Here is a 22,107-nt window from a genome sequence, read left to right as displayed (position 1 = left end):
CAAAGAATTACTTGGTGATAACCTTGCGACCGCGGTAGTAACCATCCGCAGTGATATGGTGACGCAGATGAGTTTCACCAGAAACTTTATCTACTGACAGAGTGGTAGTGGTCAGCGCATCGTGCGAACGACGCATACCACGCTTAGAACGGGTTGGTTTATTCTGTTGTACGGCCATGGACCTTACTCCTATTACTTACGCTTTAAACTGGCTAATACGGCAAATGGGTTTGGTTTTTCTGCCTCTTCAGGCAGCTGGCCAAAGACCATGTCCGCGTCGGACACTTCACAGTGTTCAGAATCATGCACCGGAACGACCGGCAGCGCGAGGATGAGTTCATCTTCGATCACCGCCAGCAGGTCGATTTCACCGAAATCGTTGACATCGACCGGCTCGTAGGCTTCCGGCAGTGCCTCGGCCTGCTCATCAGAAGAGACAGGACTGAAGCAATAGCTTACGTGCACAGCATGCGGGAACGGTTGGTTGCAGCGTTGACATAACAACGTTACCTGCACATCGGCTGTTCCTTGCAGAACCGCGAGGCGCTGGTTGTCAACCGCAAACGACATGGCACATTCCACATCACTGTCCACACTCACGACCGTTTCGGCCAGGCGCGCCACCAATTCAGGTGCGTAAACACCGTGATAATCCAGGCGTTTTTGCGCGGCGCGGACCGGATCGAGCGTCAGGGGTAATTTTACCTTTTGCATAGGGCGCGCATATTAACTTTGTAACGTCATAGAGTCAAAGAAAAAGGCCGGTTTACAGCATCTTTCACCCGTTAGTCGCATCCAGTGCGGCGCATAGTTTAAAATGCCTGTCATCTTTACGCTATCACTTCTGCAAAAAAATGATGACACCGCTGGTTTTAGCCTCAACCTCTCCGTTCCGTCAGGCGCTGCTGCGCAAGCTCGGCCTGCCGTTTATCACTGCCGCCCCTGAAAGCGATGAAACGCCGCTGCCGGGAGAAGCCGCGCCGCAGCTGGTGCAGCGTCTGGCCATTGCCAAAGCGCAGGCGCTGGCCGCGCGCTATCCTGCGCACTGGATAATTGGGTCCGATCAGGTCTGTGTACTGGACGGCCGCATCGCCGGCAAGCCGCACACTGCAGACAGCGCCTGCCAGCAGCTGGCGCTGGCGAGCGGCAAAGCCATTACCTTTTATACCGGCCTGGCGCTGATTCACCCCGCCAGCGCGCAGCAGCATGTGCTGTGTGAACCCTTTACCGTGCATTTTCGGCAACTGAGCGCGGCTGAGATCGCGCGCTACGTCGAGCTGGAGCAGCCGCTGCAGTGCGCCGGCAGTTTCAAAAGTGAGGGACTGGGGATTTGTCTGTTCGAACGGCTGGAGGGGCGCGATCCCAATAGCCTGATTGGCTTACCGCTGATCGCGCTGAATGGCCTGTTAAGGCAGGCGGGCATCAATCCGCTGGGCTGATGCCACGCTGTCAGGCTTTTTTCTGCTGGCGCAGCTGGGACAGGCAGTGCTTCAGTGCCTTATCCAGCGGCGCTTCCATACGCAGGCTTTCGCCGGTGTTGGGATGGGTAAACGTCAGTGCGGCAGCATGCAGGAACAGCCGTGCCAGACCGGTTGGTGCCAGCTGGCGATCGAATTCGCGATCGCCATAGCGATCGTCAAAAGCAATCGGGTGCCCGCCATGCAGGGTATGTACGCGAATCTGATGCGTACGTCCGGTCACCGGACTGGCTTTAACTAATGTCGCCAGGCCAAAACGTTCTTCAACTTTAAAGCGCGTTTCTGACGGCTTACCCTCGGCGCTGACCCGCACCACGCGCTCGCCGCTTTGCAGAATGTTTTTCAGCAGCGGTGCCTGCACCACTTTCAGGTGCGATGGCCAGTCGCCGCGCACCAGCGCCAGATAATCCTTCTGCATGCCCTTCTCACGCAGCTGCTCGTGCAGCGAACGCAGCGCCGAGCGCTTCTTCGCCACCAGCAAAATGCCGGACGTGTCACGATCGAGACGGTGCACCAGTTCCAGGAAACGCGCCTCCGGGCGCAGCGCGCGCAGCCCTTCAATCACGCCGAAGCTCAGCCCGCTGCCGCCGTGCACCGCGGTGCCGGACGGTTTGTTCAGCACCAGCAGATAATCGTCTTCATACAGAATGCACGACTCCAGCGCCGCCACTTTATCCAGTTTGGGCGACACTGCCTGCTCTTCACGCTCGGCCACGCGCACCGGCGGCACGCGCACTTCGTCGCCGTCTTCCAGCTTATATTCAGGTTTTACGCGCTTCTTATTCACCCGCACCTCGCCTTTACGCAGAATGCGGTAAATCATGCTTTTCGGCACCCCTTTCAGCTGGGTGCGCAAAAAGTTATCAATGCGTTGACCGGCATTTTCAGCCGTGATGGCGACAAACTGTACGCCGGGATTCTCTGTTTTCATGGCGGCGATTCTAAATAGTGTCCCCGGATAGCGCCACCCCTTTTTCTGTGCTTAACTCTGACTTTATCGCCGCGTTACGCGGCCAGAATGCTGGCTTTTTCAACGATGCGATGATTACCCCTGCAAATGAACAGGTTAAGGATGAACAAACTTCACAGCTCGGTAAAAGTCGCCTTGCTATAAGTTGCTAAGCAATGGAATAATGCAGAGGTTTCTGTCCTGGAAAGAGTCAGGCAGGAAAAAGAGCGAAATTAAGGTATTTTGCCGGATGAAACGGACACGCAGCAATGGCGTAAGACGTGATGTTTAATCAGGCACTTAGCGGGCTGCGGGTTGCGGCCTGGACGACAGACTGGGATGTGTGGATTTTTGAATACTCTGTAGCACTTCCACCTTCAGGCGCTGGTTTTCCTTATGAAAAACAGGCCACCGACAAGATTTGCGCCCCTTTAGCCGCCGACAACCGTGAGGTTGACGTCAGTGCATGCAGACACGGGGCCATCGGTTGATTCTCGTCCAGGGTAACGATGCCCGCAGCTTTATCACTCATGTGAGAATAACGAGTAAGTCACGATGAAAAGAATGTTAATCAACGCAACTCAGCAGGAGGAGTTGCGCGTTGCCCTTGTTGACGGACAACGTCTGTACGATCTGGATATCGAAAGCCCCGGACACGAGCAGAAAAAAGCCAACATCTACAAAGGTAAAATCACCCGTATTGAACCCAGCCTCGAAGCTGCGTTTGTTGATTACGGTGCCGAGCGTCACGGTTTCCTCCCTCTGAAAGAAATTTCCCGCGAATACTTCCCTGCTAATTACAACGCGCATGGCCGTCCGAACATCAAAGATGTGCTGCGTGAAGGCCAGGAAGTGATCGTACAAATCGATAAAGAGGAGCGCGGTAATAAAGGGGCAGCACTGACCACCTTTATTTCGCTGGCCGGTAGCTATCTGGTGCTGATGCCCAACAACCCGCGCGCCGGCGGCATTTCCCGCCGTATCGAAGGTGACGACCGTACCGAGCTGAAAGAGGCGCTGTCAGCGCTGGAGCTGCCGGACGGCATGGGCCTGATCGTGCGTACCGCTGGCGTCGGCAAATCTGCCGAATCGCTGCAGTGGGACCTCAGCTTCCGTCTGAAGCACTGGGAAGCCATCAAAAAAGCCGCAGACAGCCGCCCGGCACCGTTCCTGATTCATCAGGAAAGTAACGTGATTGTGCGCGCCTTCCGCGACTACCTGCGTCAGGATATCGGTGAAATCCTTATCGATAACCCGAAAGTGCTGGAGCTGGCGCGTCAGCACATCGCCGCGCTCGGTCGTCCGGACTTCAGCAGCAAAATCAAACTGTACACCGGTGAAATTCCGCTGTTCAGCCATTACCAGATCGAATCGCAGATTGAATCGGCGTTCCAGCGCGAAGTGCGTCTGCCGTCCGGCGGTTCTATCGTTATCGACAGCACCGAAGCGCTGACCGCCATCGATATCAACTCCGCCCGCGCGACACGCGGTGGTGATATCGAAGAGACCGCCTTCAACACTAACCTGGAAGCCGCCGACGAGATTGCCCGTCAGCTGCGACTGCGTGACCTCGGTGGTCTGATTGTTATCGACTTCATCGATATGACGCCTGTGCGCCATCAGCGCGCCGTGGAAAACCGTCTGCGTGAAGCGGTACGTCAGGATCGGGCGCGTATCCAGATCAGCCACATTTCACGCTTTGGTCTGCTGGAGATGTCGCGTCAGCGCCTCAGCCCGTCACTGGGTGAGTCCAGCCATCACGTCTGCCCGCGCTGTAGCGGTACCGGCACCATTCGTGATAACGAATCGCTGTCGCTGTCGATCCTGCGTCTGATTGAAGAAGAAGCGCTGAAAGACAACACCAAAGAAGTGCACGCCATTGTGCCGGTTCAGGTGGCCTCTTACCTGCTGAACGAAAAACGTGAAGCGGTCAGTGCGATTGAGAAACGTCAGGGCGGCGTGCGTGCCATCATCGTGCCAAACGATCAGATGGAAACGCCGCACTACTCGGTGCTGCGCGTGCGCAAAGGTGAAGAGACGCAGACCCTCTCCTATCACCTGCCGAAACTGCATGAAGCTGAGATGGCGCTGCCTTCGGAAGAAGAGCACGCTGAGCGTCGTCGTCCGGAGCAGCCAGCACTGGCCGCCTTCGTGATGCCGGATGCACCACCGGCTCCGGTTGAAGTGAGTGAAGAGAGCCAGCCGGCAGCGGTTGACGTCAAAGCCAAACCGGCGGTCGCAGCACCCGCGACCGTCAGCACCGGTTTTGTTGCGCGCCTGCTGGGTGGCCTGAAAAAACTGTTTGCTGGTGATGCACCCGCCGCGGCCCCTGCTGAAGAGAAGACCGAAGCGAAAACGGCTGACGGTGAGAATACGCAGCAGCGTGGTGAGCGTCGTAACAATCGTCGCAACAACAACAATCGCCGCGAGCGCACACCGCGCAACGGTGAGCATGCGCAGAGCCGTGAAGGCCGTGAGCCACGTGAAGCGCGCGAGCCGCGTGAACCCCGTGAGCCTCGTGAAGCCCGCGAGCCACGCGATCAGGATAACCGCCGTAACAAGCGTCAGAATGACGCGCGCGGCGAGCGTCCGGCGCTGACTGAAGAGCAACTGCAGCAGCGTGATGAGCAGCAGCAACAGCGTCGCGAACAGCGTGCTGAGCGCCAGCGTCGTCGTCAGGAAGAGAAGCGTGCGCAGCAGGAACCGCAGGTTGCTGAGCAGGTGCCTGTTGTTGATAGCGTTGATGACAGCGTTGCGCAGGAAGACGAACGCGTTCAGGTTATGCCGCGTCGCAAACAGCGCCAGCTCAGTCAGCGCGTGCGCGTAGGTGACAACGCTGACGCGATGCCTGCTGAGCTGCCTGCCGCTGCCGTTACTGAAGCGGTGCAGGAAAACAGCCAGCGCGCCCAGCTGAAAGAGCAAGTTGAAATCGCTCAGGATGAGCAGGATGACAGCGAGAACCGTGACGGGGCCAACATGCCGCGCCGTTCACGTCGCTCACCGCGTCATCTGCGCGTCAGCGGTCAGCGTCGTCGTCGCTATCGTGACGAGCGCTACCCTACGCAGTCTGCGATGCCGCTGGAAACAGCAGCTGCCTCACCAGAGATGGCGTCAGGCAAAGTGTGGATCACTTATCCGGTTGCGCAGACTCACGAGCACTTCACCTCTAACCAGGCGCTGAACGAAATGCCAGACTATGGCTATCAGGATGCCGCCCCGGCGGAAGAACTGCCTGTGGCTGTCGAAGCCGCAGCTGTGGCACAGCCAGAAACGTCAGCGCCAGAAGTGGTGCATCAGGCTGAGCCGCAGGCGCATACTGAGGTGCCGGTGGTGAATACTGATGACCTGACGCCAGTGGCGGCACCGGTTGATCACCAGCCAGCAGTGATTTCCGCAGCCGATGAAGCGGTTGCACAGGAAACCGCAGCAGAAGCGCAACCGGCTGTTACGCCTGCCGAAGAGACGCCGCCAGTGGTTACCGAAGCGGTTAGCGCAGCGGAACAGGCTCCGATCGAGGTGTCACCCGCGGTTGAAGCGCAGGTAGAAGAAGTGCTGTCCGCGCCGGTAGCGGCCGAAGCACCTGTCGCGCCGGTCACCGAACCGCACGCACCGGTTGCCGCCCGCGATACCGGGGTCAGCCATGATGAGACCCGCTTCAAGCATCACGCTACGGCGCCGATGACCAAAGCACCGGCACCGGCATGGGAACCTGAGCCCGTGCGCCACAGTGACTGGGTCCGTCCGGCCTTCAACTTCGAAGGACGCGGTTCAGCCGGTGGTCACAGCGCCACGCATCAGGCTACCGCACCGGCTACCCGTCCGGAAAGCGCGTAAGTCTCTGCTGTAGAGCACTACCGTCTCCAAACCCCGGCTGGTCCGGGGTTTTTTATTGCCCGCATTCTCCCCTCCTCACCTGACTGAACACCCTGATTAAACGCAAAAAAAAAATCCCACGGCCCTCGCAGGCAGTGGGAAAAACTAAGCGTACCCGGTTTAAGTACGCTCAAACAGTCAGGTTTATTTATTCATCTGGAACAGCGACATCTTCGACATATCGCTAAAGGTGGTGTACGACGCCTGCAGCAGCTGCTGCTGCATGGTGTAGGTAGAAATGGCTTCGGTGTAATCGACGTTAACCAGCGTGCTCATCTGATCTTTCAGCGTCACCTTGCGGTCGTCACCTTTTGCATCCAGCGTATCCAGTTCGTCCAGCTGGGTACCAATCTCAGAACGCACCGCCAGCACGTTGTTCAGCGAGTTGCTGAAGCCACGGTTGGCCTTGTCCATCGCCGCGCTGAAGGTCTGTTTAGTGGCATCGTCAGCGTCATTCTGCGGCACTTTCAGCGCTGCAATGGCGTCATCCAGCATATCGAACAGGTTAGTCTGGCTGGCGCTGCCATCCGGCTCCGGCTTGGCGTTGCTGGTCAGCTGGTCAAAAATTGAATTACCAGTATGGCCCACCGTCATGGTGCGTTCGCTGTCGACTTTCTGGGTGATCGCGTCGCTGCCACCGCTATAGATGATTTTACCGCTGGCATCTTCGGTGAACGGCGGCTTGTCGGACGCATAGCCGGCAAACAGGTAGCGGCCGTTGCCGTCTTTGCTGTTGGCCAGGTTGAGCAGCTGCGAGCGAATGCCCTCCAGCTGGGTAGCATAAGACGCACGGTCATCGTCACTCAGCGAGCCGTTACCGGCGCTGATCAGCGTGGATTGCGCCGACTGAATCGCCGTCGTGACATCACTCAGCGTGCTCTCTTCCAGCGACAGTCCCTGATTCGCGAACGAACGCGCCAGCGCGAACTGGCTGTCGCGCGCCTGCGTCTGCGACAGCACCACGGCGCGCGAAGCGGCGATCGGATCGTCAGACGGATTGGTCACGCGTCGACCGGTTGACAGTTGTTCACCCGCTTTCAGCCAGGAGGATTGCGCGTCAGTGACGCCGCGCACCTGCTGGTCGAAAATCATATTGGTACTGAGTCTCATCGGTCAGGCCTCCCGTATTAACCGCGAATGCTCATCAGAGCATCGAAAATGGTATTGGCGGTTTGCAGTACCTGCGCGTTCGCCATGTAAAATTGCTGATATTTGCTCAGGTTGGCGTACTCTTCGTCAAGGTTTACGCCAGAAACCGACTGCTGACGTTCGGTCAGCTGCGTCACCACGCCCTTCTGGGTGGTGGCGGCGGTTTCGAGGTTTTTGGTTTTGTTGCCGACGGTGCTCACCAGGCTGGCATAACCCTGCGCCAGTGTGGCGTTACCGTTAATCAGTTTGGCATCCTGCAGGTCGAGCAGCTTTTGCGCGTTACGGTTATCGCTGGCGCCACCCGCAGCCGAAGCTGCCGCGATCTGCGATTCACTGGTGATAGCCACTGACATGCCGCTAATCACATCCTGCACCGGTTTGACCAGGAAGCTGTCTTTGGCGTTAGCCGTTCCATTTACCGTTAATGACAGTCCGTCAAAGCTCATGGTGGTATTGCCGGCACCGTCGCTGCCCATGGTCGGCGTCACTTTCACGTTGTCCGAAAGACGCGTCACCGACCAGTTGCTGCCGTCATAGCTCACGCTGTAGTTAGAGGCTTTCATCGCCCCGGTGTCGGTCCAGCTGGCGCTGACGGTAGCGGCTGAGGTGTTTTTATTGTTGGTCACCACTGTCGGGCTACCAATATTAAAGAAGTTGATGCCGGTGTTGCCTTTGCTGTCATAGCCCTGGCTGTGCACCTGGTTGAAGCTGGTGGTGAATGCCGCTGCCAGCTGCCCGAGCTGGTTCTGCGCGTTATCCAGATCCTGGGTACGGAACGCCAGCAGGCCCCCGAGCGAACCGGTGGTCAGCGTTTTTTCCGGGATCTCAACGTTACCGGCCTGCTTATCGACATAGCCCACAGTAATGCGCGACGCATCGCTGCTGGAAGGCATGGCGATCAGTGAGGTGGTTTTGCTGCCGTTGACCAGCGTGGTGTTGCCCATCGAGACGATATAGTTACCGTCCTGCTGCGACACGCTCACGCCGACCAGGCCATTCAGGTTATTGACCAGCTGATCGCGCTGATCGAGCAGATCGTTAGGCGCAGAGCCGCCGCCGGTGGTCAGCTTGGCGATCTGCGTGTTGAGATCGGCAATCTGGCTGGAGTAGGTGTTGATCTGCTCGACGCTGGCTTTGATGTCCGTATTGACGCTGTTTTGCATGCTAGTCAGATACTGTGCGGTAGTCTGGAACTGGTTTACCAGTCCCTGCGCGTAGCTCAGCATAGACTGACGCGCAGAAGGATCGTCGGCGTTACTCACCACGTTCTGCACGTTAGTGAAAAAGCTCTGAATCGAGTCAGACAGGCTAGTGGTCGACGTCGACAACAGATCATCAATATTCGAAATCTGGTTGTACTGTGAATTGACCGCGCTGTAGTTGGCGCTGTTACCGCGCAGCTGGGCGGTAATAAACTCATCGTATTCACGCTGCACGCCGGTCACATTGACGCCGTTGCCATAATAGTTGCTGCCCTGCAGCGTGCTGTTGGCCTGCGACAGCAAAATCGTCTGGCGCGAATAACCGGCCACAGTGTAATTACTGATGTTGTTACTGGTGGTGCTTAATGCGGCCTGTGCGGCGCTCAGCCCGCTCATCGCGGAATTAATTATGCTGGACATCTCGGTTCCTTTTTCCCGTTAACCGGGCTGGCAGTCATCAGTGCGATTGCGCGGGCCACAACGCCCGCGGCATGTGAAGGTTATCGGCGTGCTTAAGCGAAACTTGAGCGGAAAAATCAGAACAGGTCGGTGAAATCCTGGCTGTAAGCCTTAACCACTTTTTCGCCCATGTTTTTGAATTGCTGGATCATTCCTACCAGTTTCTGCGCATATTTCGGGTCAGTCGCGTAGCCGGCCGCCTGCAGCGCGCGCGCGCCCTGCTCGGCGCTCGGTGCATTCGCCACCGCCGCATAGCGCGGGTTACTGGAAATCAACCGCACGTAGTCGCTGAGCGCTTCGAAATAGGAGCCATAAACGCGGAAGGTGGCGCGCACTTTCTTCGCTTCACCGCCCTCGTATTCCGTGGTCATGATGTCGGTGGTTTCGCCCTTCCAGTCGCCGCTGGCTTTGATCCCGAACACGTTGTAGCTCGGCTTGCCGTCGCGCGTCAGGATCTGCCGCTGGCCCCAGCCGGACTCCAGTGCCGCCTGCGCCAGGATCAGATGGTGAGGAATGCCGCTCTGCTGGCTGGCCACTTTCGCCGGCTGCGCCAGCTGGGCGATAAACTCATTGCTGTCACCCGGCAGGCTGGCCGGCGAGACCGGCAGACGCGGCACCGCTTTGCGCACCATCTGCTCCAGCTGCGTGGGCGCCATGCTGCTATAGATGAAGCTGTTATCCAGTTTCATCGGCACGGTACCGGCGCTTTCGTCCGGTGCCTGCGCCGGCTGCATCTGTTTGACAATGGTGTCGGCCAGACCCAGCCCGCGCTTGCCGATTTCCTGCGCAATCTGCTGATCGTACAGCGAGGTGTAAAGCCGCGTCTGATCGTTGCTCAGCATGCCATCCTGCGGCAGCGCTTCACGCATGCTCTTCAGCATCATCTGCACGAACATCCCTTCGACCTGCTTCGCCACCTGCAGCGCTTTGCCTTTCGGGTCCACGGCAGCCTGGCGTTTCAGTTCGTTCAGCGAGCGGCTGTCATACGCCGCGTTCATCAGCGATTGCGTATCGGTCATCAGATAATTTCCAGCTTCGCGCGCAGGCAGCCCGCGCTCTCCATCGATTGCAGAATCGACATCAGCTCAATCGGTGTCGCACCCAGCGCATTCAGCGCCCGCACTACGTTGTTCAGGTTGGCACTGGCGTTAACCCGCTGCAGCGCGCCACCGCTCTGACGCAGATCGATCTGCGTTTGCGTGGTGGCAACCGTCTGACCACCGGCAAACGGCGTATCCGGCTGGCTGACGTTCTGCTGCTGATTAACCGTGACCGACAGGTTGCCCTGCGCTACCGCACAGGTGTTGAGCGTCACTTCGCGATTCATCACCACCGAACCGGTACGCGAGTTGATGATCACTTTGGCGTCTTCCAGCGGCACCGACACGTCGATGTTCTGGATCTCCGCCAGCAGACGTACCTGCGAGCTGTTATTTGGCGACACGCGGATTTGCACGGTACGGGCGTCCAGCGGCAGCGCTGACCCCACGCCACGGCTGTTGATGGCATCAGCAATGCGCTGCGCCATGGTGAAATCTTCGTTGTTAAGCTGCAGGTTGATGGTGTTCTGGCTGCCGAAGTTGCTCTGCAGCTCACGCTCGACGGTGGCGCCACCGGTAATGCGGCCGCCGTTGAGCTGGTTAACCTGCACGCTGCTGCCGCCGGCCGAGGCACCCGCCCCGCCGACCAGAATGTTACCCTGCGCCAGCGCGTAAACCTGGTTATCGACGCCCTTCAGCGGCGTCATCAGCAGCGTACCGCCGCGCAAGCTTTTGGCGTTCCCCAGTGAGGACACCACCACATCAACCGTCTGTCCCTGACGGGCAAACGACGGCAGTTTGGCGGTGACCATCACCGCCGCCACGTTTTTCAGCTGCATGTTGGTGCCGGCAGGCACGGTGATGCCCAGCTGCGACAGCATGTTACTCACCGTTTGCGTGGTGAACGGCGTCTGGGTGGTCTGGTCACCGGTGCCGTCAAGGCCAACCACCAGACCGTAACCAATCAGCTGGTTATCGCGTACGCCCTGCACGCTGGTGAGATCGCGGATGCGATCGGCCTGCGCCATCAGGCTGCTGATGCCGAGCAACAGGCCCAGGCCCAAACGCAGCAGTGTAGTGTTTTTCATCATGACCTCTTACATCGGCGAGACGTTCAGGAAGAAGCGCTGGAACCAGCCCATGGTCTGCGCCTCATTGATATAACCGTTACCGACGTACTCAATACGTGCATCGGCGACCTGCGTTGACAACACCGCGTTGCTGGCGCTGATGGTGCGCGGGTTCACTACGCCAGAGAAGCGAATAAATTCGGTGCCCTGGTTGATTTCAATCTGTTTCTCGCCGACCACGCGCAAGTTGCCGTTCGACAGCACCTGGTTAACGGTGACGGTGATGGTGCCGGTAAAGGTGTTGTTGGCGGTCGCGCCACCTTTGCCAGCGAAATCGTTTTTGCCGTTGGCATCGAGCGCGGCTTTTTCGCCGCCGGCGCCCACCAGTCCGGCCAGGCCGGTTGGGATGGCGCTCAGGCCAAAGCTGTTGCTGCCGTCGCGGCTGGCATTGGCTGAAGAGCTTTTGCTGGCGCTGACGTTTTCCTGCAGCGTGATGGTCAGGGTGTCACCAATGTTACGTGGACGACGATCCTCAAACAGCGGCTGATAGCCGTAGTTGAGCGGCGCCACGCCCTGAAAAATGGAACCGTTCACCACCGGCGGTGCGGATGGCGTCGGCTCAGCCGTCGTCGCACCCTGTACCAGTGGCGTGCGCGGCACCAGCGCACAACCGTTAAGGGTCAGTAGCAGCGTGGCTACTAACCAATGCCCAGGCTTGAGAATCACTTGCTTCGCCACGGAGTTCTGACCTTTTTCATGTTCTTAATCGGGCCAGACGCGCTGGCCCAACGATCCCGGCATTACAGCTGGGTTAACTTCTGCAGCATCTGATCGGAGGTACTGATCGCTTTGCTGTTGATCTCATAAGCGCGCTGCGTCTGGATCATGGTCACCAGCTCTTCCGCCACGTTGACGTTGGAGGTTTCCACGTAACCCTGATACAGCAGACCGGCCCCGTTCTGGCCCGGCGTGCTTTCGGTCGGCGCACCGGAGGCCTGGGTTTCCTGATAGAGGTTTTCCCCGACGCTATCCAGTCCGGCATCGTTCATGAAGGTGCTGAGTGTCAGCTGGCCAACCTGCGCCGGCTGCGTCTGCCCCTGCTGTGTCACCGTCACCACGCCGTCACGCGCAATGGTGATGCTGGTGGCATTCGCCGGAATAGTGATGCCTGGCTGCACCGGGAAACCGGCGTTGGTCACCAGCTGGCCGTTCTGGTCCACCTGGAACGAGCCGTCGCGGGTATACGCAGAGGTGCCGTCCGGCATCTGCACCTGGAAATAGCCCTGACCGTTGATCGCCACATCTTTTGAGTTGCTGGTCTGCGACAGGTTGCCCTGGTTGTGCAGACGTTCGGTGGTCACCGGACGCACACCGGTACCGATCTGCAGGCCCGACGGCAGCGTGGTCTGTTCTGACGACTGCGCACCCGGCTGACGCAGGGTCTGATACATCAGGTCTTCGAACACCGCGCGTGAACGCTTAAAGCCGTTGGTGCTGACGTTCGCCAGGTTGTTGGCGATGACGTCCATGTTGGTCTGCTGTGCGTCAAGACCGGTTTTCGCGATCCATAAAGAACGAATCATTGTGTTTTCCTTAAGCCTTAGCTGCTCATATTGAGCAGCTGATTAGCCCGCTGTTCGTTTTCATCGACGTTGGAGATCACTTTCATCTGCATCTCAAAACGTCGGGCGTTGGCGATCATGTCGACCATGGTTTCCACGGGCTTCACGTTGCTGCCCTCCAGCACGCCCGGCATCACCTGCACGGTCGCGTCATTCGGCAGCGCCGCGCCGCGCTGTGCCTGAGTGGCGGCGCTGGGACGGAACATGCCGTCATCACCGCGCGTCAGTTCCTGGCCTGTGGCACGTACCAGCTTCAGCCGTCCGAGCTGCACCGTGGCGTTCGGCGCGTCACCGGCGTTAAGCGCGGTGATGGAGCCGTCGGCGGCAATGGTCAGTTGCGCGCCCTGCGGCACGGCAATCGGACCGCCATCGCCCATCACGGGATTGCCCTGAATGGTCAGCTGGCCGGTCGGGCTGATCTGCATGTTACCGTTGCGGGTATAAGCTTCGCTGCCGTCAGCGGTACGCACCGCCAGCCAGCCATCCTGCTGCACCGCCACATCGAGCGGACGCTCGGTGTAATCGAGCGAGCCCTGCGACATATCGGCACCCGGCGTCGAAGCAGCCACCAGCGTACGTGTTGGCAGCGACCAGCCGTTGACCGGCACCGCGCGCAGCGCATTGAGCTGAGCGCGAAAGCCCGGCGTCGAGGCGTTGGCGAGGTTGCTGGCGGTGACAGACTGTTGCTCCATCGTCTGACTGGCCGCGCCCATCGCGGTATATATTGCGTGATCCATAAAGCAATCCCGTTAGCGTATTAACGAAGGTTGACCAGGGTGTTAAGAATCTGGTCCTGCGTTTTGATGGTCTGGCTGTTGGCCTGATAGTTACGCTGGGCAACGATCATATTCACCAGCTCTTTACTCAGGTCGACGTTGGACGCTTCCAGCGCGCCGGAGGTCAGGTTGCCGTAGGTACCGGTGCCTGCCAGACCGACTGCCGCCTGGCCCGAAGAGTTGGTTGCCGACCAGACGTTATCACCCTCGGACTTCAGCCCTTCCGGGTTAGAGAAACTCGCCAGCACAATCTGACCCAGCAGCTGGGTTTTCTGGTTGGAGTAAGTCCCGGTGATGGTGCCGTCGTCGTTGATGGTGTAGCTGGTCAGATCGCCCGGTGCATAGCCATCCTGGGTTGGGTTACCGAAGTTAGTTTTGCCGGTGTTCTGCTGCAGGCTGCCGAGCACGCTGAGGCTGACCGCCTGGTTGGCCGCAGCACCGTTCGCACCCTGAATGGTCAGCGCCACGGTGCTGGCCGAGGTCAGGTTACCGCTGGTATCGAATACCATGTTGAAGTTACCGGCAGCCTGACCGGTGGTGGAATCAATCGCGTGCACCGTCCAGTTGTTGTCGGCCGTTTTGACGTAGTACAGATCCAGCGCGTGGTCGTTACCCTGCGAGTCGTACACGGTCACGGTGCTTTTGGCGTTGTAAGTATCCACGTTGGTCGCCGTGAACGCACCGCCGGTTGGCACCGCATCGGTTGAGTTCAGGTTGGATACCATGGTGGCGGTAGTGGTGGCGCGCGCCGACATCTGAGTGGTCGGAATGCTCAGCGCGACCGGGTTGGCACCGGTCTGAATGGTTGGCGGGGTGCCGTTAGCCGGATAGCCGGTTACGGTCAGGCCCTGGGTGTTCACCAGGTTACGGTTTTCGTCCAGCGTGAACTGGCCGTTGCGCGAATAGAACACGCCGCCGCTGGCGTCGGTCAGACGGAAGAAACCGTTGCCGCTCAGCGCCACGTCGAGCCCACGGCTGGTAGAGGTGGTGGTGCCGTCGTTAAAGTTCTGAATCACCGCTGCGACTTTGGTACCCATACCGACGTTCGAACCGGAGAACATATCGGCAAACGCGATGGTGCTGGATTTAAAGCCGGCCGTCGCCGAGTTGGCGATGTTGTTACCAATAACGTCGAGGTTGCTGGAGGCAGCGCCCAGGCCGCTCACCGCTTGTGAAAATGACATGCTATTTCTCCTGCTAAGAGGTTAGTCAGAGAATCTGACGAATTTCATCGAGGGTCGCGGAGCCCATGGTGCCGAGATCCAGTTTTGCGGTGTTATTCACGGTGCTGACGCCGTTGACATAGGCGTAGTTCAGCGGCTGTGCCACCAGTTGGGTGCTGCCATTGCTGGCGGCGAGTGAAACCGTATATTTGCCGTCCGGTGCGGCGCTGCCATCGTCCATCTTGCCGTCCCACGAGAAGGTGTGAACGCCGGCGCTGAGACCGCCGAGATCGATGGAGCGCACTACGCTGCCGTTGCCATCTTTGATGGTGACGCTGGTGGCGGTCGACGCGGTGCCCAGCTCCACGCCAAACGGCGTGCTGGTGCCGCTGCCGACCAGCACCTGGCTGCCCTTCACCATCACGCCATGGCCGATCAGCGTTGAGCTCTGCAGCGACTGGCTGGTGCTGATCTGACCGGAGATCGATCCCAGCGTGGTATTGAGTTTTTCAATGCCGCTCAGGGTGTTGATCTGCGTCAGCTGGGTTGTCAGCTGACTGTTGTCCATTGGGTTAGTCGGGTCCTGATTTTTCAGCTGCGTCACCAGCATGTTCAGGAACTGGTTTTGCAGATCCTGCGCGCTGTTGCCGCTGCCGGTGCTGCTGCTGGAGCTGAGGACCGTGGGGTCGAGGTTGTCTTTAATCCCTACTGCAAGGCTCATAATGCGTCTCCGTTACTGACCCATGGTGAGGGTTTTCATCATCATTGACTTCACCGTGTTCAGCACTTCGACGTTGGCCTGATAGCTGCGCGACGCGGACATGGTGTTAACGGTTTCGGCGACCACGTCGACGTTAGGCATTTTGACGTAGCCTTTCTGGTCAGCCAGCGGATTACCCGGGTCATACACCAGTTTGGCGGGCGTCGGGTCGTTCACGACACCGGCCACTTTGACGCCGCCGGTGGCCGCGCCCTGAGCGGCATCGGTCTGGAAAATCACCTGCTTTGCCACGTACGGCTGGCCGTCCGGCCCGGTGACGCTGTCGGCGTTGGCCAGGTTACTGGCGCTGACGTTGAGCCGCTGTGACTGTGCGGTCATCGCAGAACCGGCGATATCAAAGATATTCAGCAATGCCATGATTATTGCCCCTGCAGAACGCTCATCATGCCTTTGATCTGGCTACTGATGAGGGTGAGATCGGTTTGGTATTTCAGGCTGTTATCCGCAAACTGCGTACGCTCGCGATCCATATCCACGGTGTTACCATCCGCGGCAGGCTGATCGGGAATGCGGTACAGCAGATCCAGTGCGGGCTGTGAATTGGTCTGCGCTTCAATGTGACGTGATGACGTGACATTGAGCGCCAGGCTGCTGCCTTCGGCACGGCCGTTCTGCATCACCTTGCTCAGCTGGCTGGCAAAGTCGATATCCCGCGCCTGGTAGCCCGGGGTATCGGCGTTGGCAATGTTAGACGCCAGAATCTCCTGGCGCTGCGCCCGCAGGTTTAATGCTTCTGTACCAAATCGCAGCGCGGCATCGAGTTTGTCGAGCATGCTTCCTCCGCGAATGAGAATTTCGAGCTGACAGCTTAATGGGACAAAAGCAAGGGCTATCGTCTGAATAGCAGCAAAAATCGTGGCTATTTTTCACCTTGAATTTTTGGTGCGCGGAGTAGACTCAGTGCCATCTTTTCGACAGGAGGCGTTGATGCGTACAACTTCTTCCCTGCTGGCCCTGCTGTGGCTGGCCTTCGCGACGCCCGGCTATGCCGCCGATCTCAGCGCGCAGCTGACTCAGTTCTTTCAGGCACGCGATCCGCAGCACGCCGCCGGTATGACGGTGGTGGTCCGCACGCCGCAGACGCAGTGGCCCGCCTGCGACACACCGCAGCTGCTGCTGCCGGGTAACAGTCGCCAGTGGGGCAATCTGAGCATTGCCGCCAGCTGCGGCCAGAATCGTCGCTATCTGCAGGTACAGGTGCAGGTGACCGGTGAGTATCTGGTGGCCAATCGTCAGCTGGCGCGCGGCAGCAACGTCAGCGCCAGTGATTTCCGCCTGGAAAGTGGCCGGCTGGACACGCTGCCGGCGCGCGCGCTGCTTAGCAGCAGCAATCTGGCGGACGCCATTGCCCTGCGTGACATTGCGCCAGGCCAGCCGGTGACGGCCACTATGCTGCGCCAGCCGTGGCGGGTGAAAGCCGGTCAGAATGTGATGGTGATTGCCAGCGGCAACGGCTTTAATGCCAGCAGTGAAGGTCGTGCGTTAAACAACGCCAGCGCGGCGCAGACGGTGCGCGTGCGCATGAGCAATGGCCAGGTGGTAAGCGGTCGTGTCAGCGAGGATGGGAATATTCTGATATCGCTATAAAGCGTTAAAGAACGCTGTTGTTCTGCCGATAGAGATATCAACAATGATATTACCCTATGCTGACTCAGTTGGCTGATCCCCAACTGACCCTAACAGGAGCCACACCATGAGTATCGACAGAACGCAGCCTTTAAAACCGGTGAGCACTGTACAAACCCGTGACAGCAGCGACAACCAGGCAAAAGTGCGTCAGAACAGCGCACCGGCCGCCAGCACAAGCCAGAATGGTGCGGAAGTGACGCTGAGTCCCGCTCAGGCGCAGCTGATGCAGCCGGGCAGCAAAGATATTAACACAGCGCGCGTAGAGCAGCTGAAGACCGCCATTCGTAATGGTGAACTGAAAATGGATACCGGTAAGATCGCCGATGCGCTGATCGCCGATACCAGGGCGTTTTTAGAGGGTAAATAGTCCCGATGGATAATCTGCTGACCACCTTAGATAAAATGCAGGATGTGCTGAGTTCGCTTAACGTCGTGATGGATGAAGAGCAGCAGCAACTTTCTGCCGGACGGATTAATGGCAACCTGCTGCAGCGCATTACAGAAGATAAAAGCGCGCTGCTGACGACGTTGAATTATCTGGACGAGATGCGCCGCAAAACCGAGCTGTCGCTGGGTACCAAAGCGCCTTATCGTGGTCACAGTGATATCGCACGCCGCTGGCACAGCATTCAGCAACATACCCAGCGTCTGCGCGACGCCAATCAGCACAATGGCATGCTGTTGCAGCATCAGATGACCTTTACCGAACAGGCGCTGTCGGTGCTGAAACCGCATCAGACCCAGTCATTTTACGGCCCGGACGGTCGTGGTTTAGGCCAGTCCACGCTAAGCCGCAAAGGCTAAACGCAGCCGTGCTGCGGGTCCGCTGAATCAGGGTCGCCACACCGGGCGACCCTTTTTTATTGCGCGCTCACACCGCCGTGCGGCGGGCAAAATCGCGCGGGCGGAAGCCCAGTAAACCGAGCATCACGAAGTAAGCGCCGCCGCCAATGGCGCACACCGCCGCCAGCCGCAGTAACCGCCACCACATCTGCCCCTCTTCCCACGCCGGCATCACCTGCAGAATGCCCAGCAGCGCAGCAGCCATCACCGCGACGGCGACCAGCAGACGCAGCAGGAAACCGTGCCAGCCCGGCTGCGGCTGAAAGATTTGCTGTTTGCGCAGTTGCCAGTAGAGCAGCGCCGCATTCAGGCAGGCCGCCAGACCAATCGACAGCGACAGACCGGCGTGCTTCAGCGGGCCGATAAACGCCAGGTTCATCAGCTGGGTCATGATCAAGGTGGCGATAGCAATCTTAACCGGCGTTTTGATGTCCTGACGCGAATAGAAGCCCGGCGCCAGCACTTTCACCACGATCAGCCCCATCAGCCCCACCGAATAGGCAATCAGCGCGCGCTGGGTCATCGCCGCATCAAAAGCGGTAAATTTGCCGTACTGGAACAGCGCCACGGTGAGCGGACCGGAAAGAATACCCAGCGCAACCGCGCTCGGCAGCGCCAGCAGGAAGCACAGACGCAGGCCCCAGTCCATCAGACGGGAATATTCATCGTGGTTGCCGCTGGCAAAACTCTTCGCCAGCGACGGCAGCAGGATGGTGCCGAGCGCCACGCCCAGCACGCCAGAAGGAAACTCCATCAAACGATCGGCGTAGTACATCCACGACACCGAGCCGGAGACCAGAAACGAGGCGAAAATGGTATTGATGATCAGCGAGATCTGGCTCACCGACACGCCGAGAATCGCCGGGCCCATCTGGCGCATCACCCGCCACACGCCGGCATCGCGCAGGTTGACGCGCGGCAGTACCAGCATGCCAATCTTTTTCAGGTGCGGCAGTTGATAAAACAGCTGCAGCAGCCCGCCCACGACCACTGCCCACGCCAGCGCCATCACCGGCGGATGGAAGTGCGGCGCGGCAAACAGCGCAAAGCCAATCATGCTGATATTCAGCAGCGTGGGCGCGAACGCCGGGACGGAGAAGCGGTTCCAGGTATTAAGAATCGCCCCGGCCAGCGACGCCAGCGAGATCAGCAGAATATAAGGAAAGGTGACGCGCAGCAGCGAACTGGTTAAGGCGAACTTGTCGGCGGTATCGGCAAAACCCGGCGCCGTTACCACGATTACCCAGGGCGCAGCGACCATGCCCAGCACCGTCACCACCGCCAGCACCAGCGTCAGCAGGCCTGATACATAGGCAACAAACACCCGCGTGGCGTCTTCGCCCTGCTTGCTTTTATATTCGGCAAGAATTGGCACGAAGGCCTGTGAAAAGGCGCCTTCGGCGAAAATACGGCGCAGCAGATTGGGCAGTTTGAACGCCACGAAAAAGGCATCGGTGGCCATGCCAGCCCCGAAAACGCGCGCCACAATGGCGTCGCGGGCAAAGCCCAGCACGCGGGAAAACAGGGTCATCGAACTGACCGCAGCCAGCGATTTCAGCAAATTCATAATGAGTGGCGCATCCTGAAAAGTGTCGGATAAATGAGCAACTTAGCGCGGACATCCTGCGATGTCCGGCGATAGTCTACTGCTGCGGTGGGAAATGACCAGCATTGAGTGTTACAAGGGATTATTCCTGTACGGCGTCGCGCCACAGTTTTTCCACCAGACGCTGCGCCGCCAGCGCCTGTTCACCGCTGGTTTCAGGCATCGTCTGATTTTCCACACACTGGATAAAATGGTGTGCCGCACCGCTGAAGCCACGCTGGGTCAGATGACTCTGCCACGCCGGCGGGACATCACTGCGCAGGCCACTAAGCGTCTCTTCACGCCAGTCGCGCATCTCATTAATTTCGATGTAACGCCCGTCGCAGATGGCGCTGACCACTTCACGCTGCGTGCCCGCGCGGCGATGCATACTGGTGGTAATTTGCAGCGATCCGGCCGAGAAATGGTGCTCACCGTAGAGCATTGCGCCGTCATCATGGGTGTCGATATGGCCGAGCTCCAGCCTGAGCTTGCCGCCGGCCAGCCACAGCGCGGTATCGACCACGTGCAGATAATCATCCAGCAGGGTAAAGCGCAGGTCGTGCGGGCCGACGCTGTCTGCCCGGTGTTTCTCAATGCGCAGCGAGGACGCGCCCGGCAGCTGCGCTTTCAGCTGCTGGTAGCGCGGTGCAAAGCGCCGGTTGAAGGCCACCATCAGTTTGCGTTTGCGCTTTTCCGCCAGCGCCACCAGCGTCTCGGCCTGCTGCAGCGTTTCGGCCAGCGGCTTATCGACACAAACATCTTTACCGGCCAGCAGCAGCGCCTGCACTACCTCAAAATGGCTGGCGGTGCTGCTGTGTACAAACACCGCATCGCTGGCCGCCGCCAGCGCATCCAGCTGACTAAAATAAGGAATACGGTAACTGTCGCAGATCGGCTGCGCCCGCGCCTGGCTGGGCGAGAACGCGCCCACCAGCTGCCAGCCGCTGGCCTGTGCCAGCACTGGCAGCCAGGCTTTCTGCGCGATACCGCCAAGCCCCACCACACCAATACGCAGCGTCATTTCACGCCTCCCGCTGCAGCAGTTGCTGCAGCTGAGCATCAAGGCGCGCCACCTGCGCTTCCAGCTGAGCAACGCGCGCGGCCAGATCGTCTGATTCAGGCGACGCTGTGTGGCTCGCGGGTAGTTCGTCCACCACCTCGCCGCCAAACAGGTGCATATAGCGGCTTTCACGCTTGCCCGGCTCGCGCGCCAGACGCACCACCATGGGGCCGTCGTCGCGCGTTGTCAGCCCCTCCACCGTGCGTTCCACCTCGGCCATGTCCTGAAACTCATGCAGACGACCACTGCGGGTACGCAGTTCACCCGGCGTCTGCGCGCCGCGCAGGAACAGCAGCGTCAGCACCGCCACTTCGGCGGCATTCAGCTGCAGATTGCCAAACGCCGAGTTGCAGAAACGCTGTTCATATTTGCTGACGCGCTGACCGAAACCGCTGTTAGCGGTGACCAGATGCTTTTTCACCAGCTCATCGAGCTTAGCCTGCACCTCGCTTTCGCTCAGGTTCATCACCGGCTCGCGGTTAGATTTCTGATTACAGGCGGTGACCACGCCATTGAGGGATAACGGATATTGATCCGGCGTGGTGACCTGCTTCTCCAGCAGGCAGCCGATCACGCGCAATGCCTGCGCGGAGAGAGCCATCTTCATTACGTGTTCCTTTTATTATTGTCCGCGACGATCCGGGTTCCATTCGCGCCAGGTAAGCGCCGTCAGCACATGATCCTGCCAGCGGCCATCAATCAGTAAATAGTCTTTGGCGTAGCCCTCTTTTTCAAAGCCGAGGCGCGCCAGCAAATCACCGCTGCGCTGATTGTGCGGCATATAGTTGGCCATGATGCGATGAATGCGCTGCTGGCGTTGCATGTAGCGAATCGCCGCCTGCAGCGCCTCAAACATCATGCCCTGCCCCTGCCACTTCTCTCCCAGCGAGTAGCCGAGATAGCAGGCATGAAACGATCCGCGCAGCACATTACTGAAGTTGGCGACGCCGCGCACTTCATGCTCTTCCGGGTCCATCAGCACAAAATAGAACGCGGAGCCCTGTTTATGCATGTCGGCAATTAAACCCAGGCGCGCCTGCCAGCCAGAGGGATAACAGTGGCTCTCATCGCGCACCGGTTCCCAGGGTTTAAGAAAGGCGCGGTTTTCGGCGTAGTAATCCGCCAGACGCCAGGCATCGCGTTCATGTACTAAACGCACCACCAGACGATCGGTGGTAAGCCGCACGCGCGGGCCAGCAGAGCGATAGCCAAACATCATGACTCCTGAAATCCATAACGAAATAAAGATGTACGCCAGCGGCGTTACTTCTCACTATAACCGTCACCCCGGCTGCGGTAAAACCCCGCGCATCGCTCACGGCAATTGATTCCGATTAAGGATTAATTTCTCTTCAGGCTGGATAAAAAAATATCATCCTGAAAACGCTATTTTTCCCGCCGGAGCAGGCAGAAAATAGACCAACT

The 22,107-nt window shown here is 58.8% G+C and carries 23 protein-coding genes; 5 read left to right on the top strand and 18 right to left on the bottom strand.

All coding sequences use genetic code 11. The annotated features are described in order from the left end of the window. Window positions 1–7: 7 nt before the first annotated feature. Together rpmF and yceD are read right to left on the bottom strand one after the other, a co-directional pair. On the bottom strand, window positions 8–178 hold the full coding sequence (rpmF, locus tag CBW22_RS08830) for a 50S ribosomal protein L32 (RefSeq protein ID WP_016192161.1): 171 nt from the start codon (window positions 176–178) through the stop codon (window positions 8–10). Window positions 179–192: 14 nt separating this feature from the next. Continuing rightward, window positions 193–714, bottom strand: a complete 522-nt coding sequence (gene yceD / locus CBW22_RS08825) for a 23S rRNA accumulation protein YceD (RefSeq protein ID WP_058759469.1) — start codon at window positions 712–714, stop codon at window positions 193–195. 143 nt (window positions 715–857) lie between these two features. Between yceD and CBW22_RS08820 the strand changes: the two genes are divergently transcribed. Then, a complete protein-coding gene (locus CBW22_RS08820; protein WP_176428098.1) occupies window positions 858–1,439 on the top strand; it encodes a Maf family protein in 582 nt (193 codons plus the stop codon). Between the two features lie 10 nt (window positions 1,440–1,449). Here CBW22_RS08820 and rluC read toward each other — a convergent pair whose 3' ends face one another. Then, window positions 1,450–2,409: a 23S rRNA pseudouridine(955/2504/2580) synthase RluC gene (gene rluC, locus CBW22_RS08815; RefSeq protein ID WP_021506411.1), complete on the bottom strand. Its 960-nt coding sequence runs from the start codon at window positions 2,407–2,409 to the stop codon at window positions 1,450–1,452. 573 nt (window positions 2,410–2,982) lie between these two features. Here rluC and rne point away from each other — a divergent pair. After that, a complete protein-coding gene (gene rne, locus CBW22_RS08810) occupies window positions 2,983–6,261 on the top strand; it encodes a ribonuclease E (RefSeq protein WP_088516467.1) in 3,279 nt (1,092 codons plus the stop codon). Window positions 6,262–6,444: 183 nt separating this feature from the next. On the opposite strand, the gene flgL is transcribed toward rne, so the two are convergent. From flgL to flgB, 11 genes are all read right to left on the bottom strand, one after another. Continuing rightward, on the bottom strand, window positions 6,445–7,410 hold the full coding sequence (gene flgL, locus CBW22_RS08805) for a flagellar hook-associated protein FlgL (RefSeq protein ID WP_059010446.1): 966 nt from the start codon (window positions 7,408–7,410) through the stop codon (window positions 6,445–6,447). A gap of 17 nt (window positions 7,411–7,427) precedes the next feature. After that, window positions 7,428–9,071: a flagellar hook-associated protein FlgK gene (flgK, locus tag CBW22_RS08800; protein WP_088516466.1), complete on the bottom strand. Its 1,644-nt coding sequence runs from the start codon at window positions 9,069–9,071 to the stop codon at window positions 7,428–7,430. Between the two features lie 116 nt (window positions 9,072–9,187). After that, on the bottom strand, window positions 9,188–10,129 hold the full coding sequence (flgJ, locus tag CBW22_RS08795; RefSeq protein ID WP_021506415.1) for a flagellar assembly peptidoglycan hydrolase FlgJ: 942 nt from the start codon (window positions 10,127–10,129) through the stop codon (window positions 9,188–9,190). Continuing rightward, complete coding sequence (locus CBW22_RS08790; RefSeq protein WP_230201060.1) at window positions 10,129–11,178, bottom strand: flagellar basal body P-ring protein FlgI; 1,050 nt, start codon at window positions 11,176–11,178, stop codon at window positions 10,129–10,131. Before CBW22_RS08790 ends, flgJ begins: the two co-directional genes overlap by 1 nt. 69 nt (window positions 11,179–11,247) lie before the next feature. After that, a complete protein-coding gene (locus tag CBW22_RS08785) occupies window positions 11,248–11,958 on the bottom strand; it encodes a flagellar basal body L-ring protein FlgH (protein ID WP_021506417.1) in 711 nt (236 codons plus the stop codon). Window positions 11,959–12,020: 62 nt separating this feature from the next. Beyond that, window positions 12,021–12,803, bottom strand: coding sequence for a flagellar basal-body rod protein FlgG (gene flgG, locus CBW22_RS08780; protein WP_021506418.1), 783 nt, complete (start codon window positions 12,801–12,803; stop codon window positions 12,021–12,023). 17 nt (window positions 12,804–12,820) lie between these two features. Next, the gene (locus CBW22_RS08775) at window positions 12,821–13,579 is read right to left on the bottom strand and encodes a flagellar basal body rod protein FlgF (RefSeq protein WP_058759464.1); all 759 of its coding nucleotides are present in this window, start codon (window positions 13,577–13,579) and stop codon (window positions 12,821–12,823) included. A gap of 20 nt (window positions 13,580–13,599) precedes the next feature. Then, a complete protein-coding gene (gene flgE / locus CBW22_RS08770) occupies window positions 13,600–14,802 on the bottom strand; it encodes a flagellar hook protein FlgE (protein ID WP_088516465.1) in 1,203 nt (400 codons plus the stop codon). Window positions 14,803–14,827: 25 nt separating this feature from the next. Then, a complete protein-coding gene (flgD, locus tag CBW22_RS08765) occupies window positions 14,828–15,502 on the bottom strand; it encodes a flagellar hook assembly protein FlgD (protein WP_021506421.1) in 675 nt (224 codons plus the stop codon). 12 nt (window positions 15,503–15,514) lie between these two features. Continuing rightward, window positions 15,515–15,919, bottom strand: coding sequence for a flagellar basal body rod protein FlgC (flgC, locus tag CBW22_RS08760; protein ID WP_021506422.1), 405 nt, complete (start codon window positions 15,917–15,919; stop codon window positions 15,515–15,517). Window positions 15,920–15,921: 2 nt separating this feature from the next. Next, on the bottom strand, window positions 15,922–16,335 hold the full coding sequence (gene flgB, locus CBW22_RS08755; protein ID WP_021506423.1) for a flagellar basal body rod protein FlgB: 414 nt from the start codon (window positions 16,333–16,335) through the stop codon (window positions 15,922–15,924). A 154-nt stretch (window positions 16,336–16,489) separates the two neighbouring features. Between flgB and flgA the strand changes: the two genes are divergently transcribed. The 3 genes from flgA (at window position 16,490) to flgN (ending at window position 17,995) form a co-directional block, all read left to right on the top strand. Next, on the top strand, window positions 16,490–17,149 hold the full coding sequence (flgA, locus tag CBW22_RS08750; protein ID WP_021506424.1) for a flagellar basal body P-ring formation chaperone FlgA: 660 nt from the start codon (window positions 16,490–16,492) through the stop codon (window positions 17,147–17,149). A gap of 106 nt (window positions 17,150–17,255) precedes the next feature. After that, entirely contained in the window at window positions 17,256–17,558 is a 303-nt protein-coding gene (gene flgM / locus CBW22_RS08745) for a flagellar biosynthesis anti-sigma factor FlgM (RefSeq protein ID WP_058775421.1), read from the top strand. Between the two features lie 5 nt (window positions 17,559–17,563). Beyond that, a complete protein-coding gene (gene flgN, locus CBW22_RS08740; protein ID WP_058775420.1) occupies window positions 17,564–17,995 on the top strand; it encodes a flagellar export chaperone FlgN in 432 nt (143 codons plus the stop codon). A gap of 67 nt (window positions 17,996–18,062) precedes the next feature. Here the strand turns inward: flgN and murJ are convergent, their stop codons facing one another. From murJ to rimJ, 4 genes are all read right to left on the bottom strand, one after another. Further along, on the bottom strand, window positions 18,063–19,601 hold the full coding sequence (gene murJ / locus CBW22_RS08735; protein ID WP_058759461.1) for a murein biosynthesis integral membrane protein MurJ: 1,539 nt from the start codon (window positions 19,599–19,601) through the stop codon (window positions 18,063–18,065). A 121-nt stretch (window positions 19,602–19,722) separates the two neighbouring features. After that, entirely contained in the window at window positions 19,723–20,643 is a 921-nt protein-coding gene (locus CBW22_RS08730; protein ID WP_088516464.1) for a Gfo/Idh/MocA family protein, read from the bottom strand. A 1-nt stretch (window position 20,644) separates the two neighbouring features. After that, window positions 20,645–21,289 carry a DUF480 domain-containing protein gene (locus tag CBW22_RS08725; protein ID WP_088516463.1) on the bottom strand — a complete coding sequence of 215 codons (645 nt, stop codon included), beginning with the start codon at window positions 21,287–21,289 and terminating at the stop codon, window positions 20,645–20,647. Window positions 21,290–21,304: 15 nt separating this feature from the next. Further along, window positions 21,305–21,898, bottom strand: a complete 594-nt coding sequence (gene rimJ / locus CBW22_RS08720) for a ribosomal protein S5-alanine N-acetyltransferase (protein WP_021506430.1) — start codon at window positions 21,896–21,898, stop codon at window positions 21,305–21,307. Window positions 21,899–22,107 lie beyond the last annotated feature (209 nt).

Source organism: Pantoea sp. VS1 (assembly GCF_002207995.1).
GTDB lineage: Bacteria > Pseudomonadota > Gammaproteobacteria > Enterobacterales > Enterobacteriaceae > Pantoea > Pantoea dispersa.
This window is presented reverse-complemented; position numbering and strand designations above follow the sequence as displayed.

Coding starts and splice junctions, on each gene's coding strand:
- rpmF (WP_016192161.1), bottom strand. CDS start 178: ATGGCCGTACAACAGAATAAACCAACCCGTTCTAAGCGTGGTATGCGT.
- CBW22_RS08730 (WP_088516464.1), bottom strand. CDS start 20,643: ATGACGCTGCGTATTGGTGTGGTGGGGCTTGGCGGTATCGCGCAGAAA.
- flgD (WP_021506421.1), bottom strand. CDS start 15,502: ATGAGCCTTGCAGTAGGGATTAAAGACAACCTCGACCCCACGGTCCTC.
- CBW22_RS08790 (WP_230201060.1), bottom strand. CDS start 11,178: ATGGCGCAGGCCGATCGCATCCGCGATCTCACCAGCGTGCAGGGCGTA.
- flgN (WP_058775420.1), top strand. CDS start 17,564: ATGGATAATCTGCTGACCACCTTAGATAAAATGCAGGATGTGCTGAGT.
- flgJ (WP_021506415.1), bottom strand. CDS start 10,129: ATGACCGATACGCAATCGCTGATGAACGCGGCGTATGACAGCCGCTCG.
- rimJ (WP_021506430.1), bottom strand. CDS start 21,898: ATGTTTGGCTATCGCTCTGCTGGCCCGCGCGTGCGGCTTACCACCGAT.
- flgM (WP_058775421.1), top strand. CDS start 17,256: ATGAGTATCGACAGAACGCAGCCTTTAAAACCGGTGAGCACTGTACAA.
- CBW22_RS08725 (WP_088516463.1), bottom strand. CDS start 21,289: ATGAAGATGGCTCTCTCCGCGCAGGCATTGCGCGTGATCGGCTGCCTG.
- flgC (WP_021506422.1), bottom strand. CDS start 15,919: ATGGCATTGCTGAATATCTTTGATATCGCCGGTTCTGCGATGACCGCA.
- CBW22_RS08820 (WP_176428098.1), top strand. CDS start 858: ATGACACCGCTGGTTTTAGCCTCAACCTCTCCGTTCCGTCAGGCGCTG.
- flgL (WP_059010446.1), bottom strand. CDS start 7,410: ATGAGACTCAGTACCAATATGATTTTCGACCAGCAGGTGCGCGGCGTC.
- CBW22_RS08775 (WP_058759464.1), bottom strand. CDS start 13,579: ATGGATCACGCAATATATACCGCGATGGGCGCGGCCAGTCAGACGATG.
- flgG (WP_021506418.1), bottom strand. CDS start 12,803: ATGATTCGTTCTTTATGGATCGCGAAAACCGGTCTTGACGCACAGCAG.
- flgB (WP_021506423.1), bottom strand. CDS start 16,335: ATGCTCGACAAACTCGATGCCGCGCTGCGATTTGGTACAGAAGCATTA.
- flgA (WP_021506424.1), top strand. CDS start 16,490: ATGCGTACAACTTCTTCCCTGCTGGCCCTGCTGTGGCTGGCCTTCGCG.
- rne (WP_088516467.1), top strand. CDS start 2,983: ATGAAAAGAATGTTAATCAACGCAACTCAGCAGGAGGAGTTGCGCGTT.
- murJ (WP_058759461.1), bottom strand. CDS start 19,601: ATGAATTTGCTGAAATCGCTGGCTGCGGTCAGTTCGATGACCCTGTTT.
- flgK (WP_088516466.1), bottom strand. CDS start 9,071: ATGTCCAGCATAATTAATTCCGCGATGAGCGGGCTGAGCGCCGCACAG.
- yceD (WP_058759469.1), bottom strand. CDS start 714: ATGCAAAAGGTAAAATTACCCCTGACGCTCGATCCGGTCCGCGCCGCG.
- rluC (WP_021506411.1), bottom strand. CDS start 2,409: ATGAAAACAGAGAATCCCGGCGTACAGTTTGTCGCCATCACGGCTGAA.
- flgE (WP_088516465.1), bottom strand. CDS start 14,802: ATGTCATTTTCACAAGCGGTGAGCGGCCTGGGCGCTGCCTCCAGCAAC.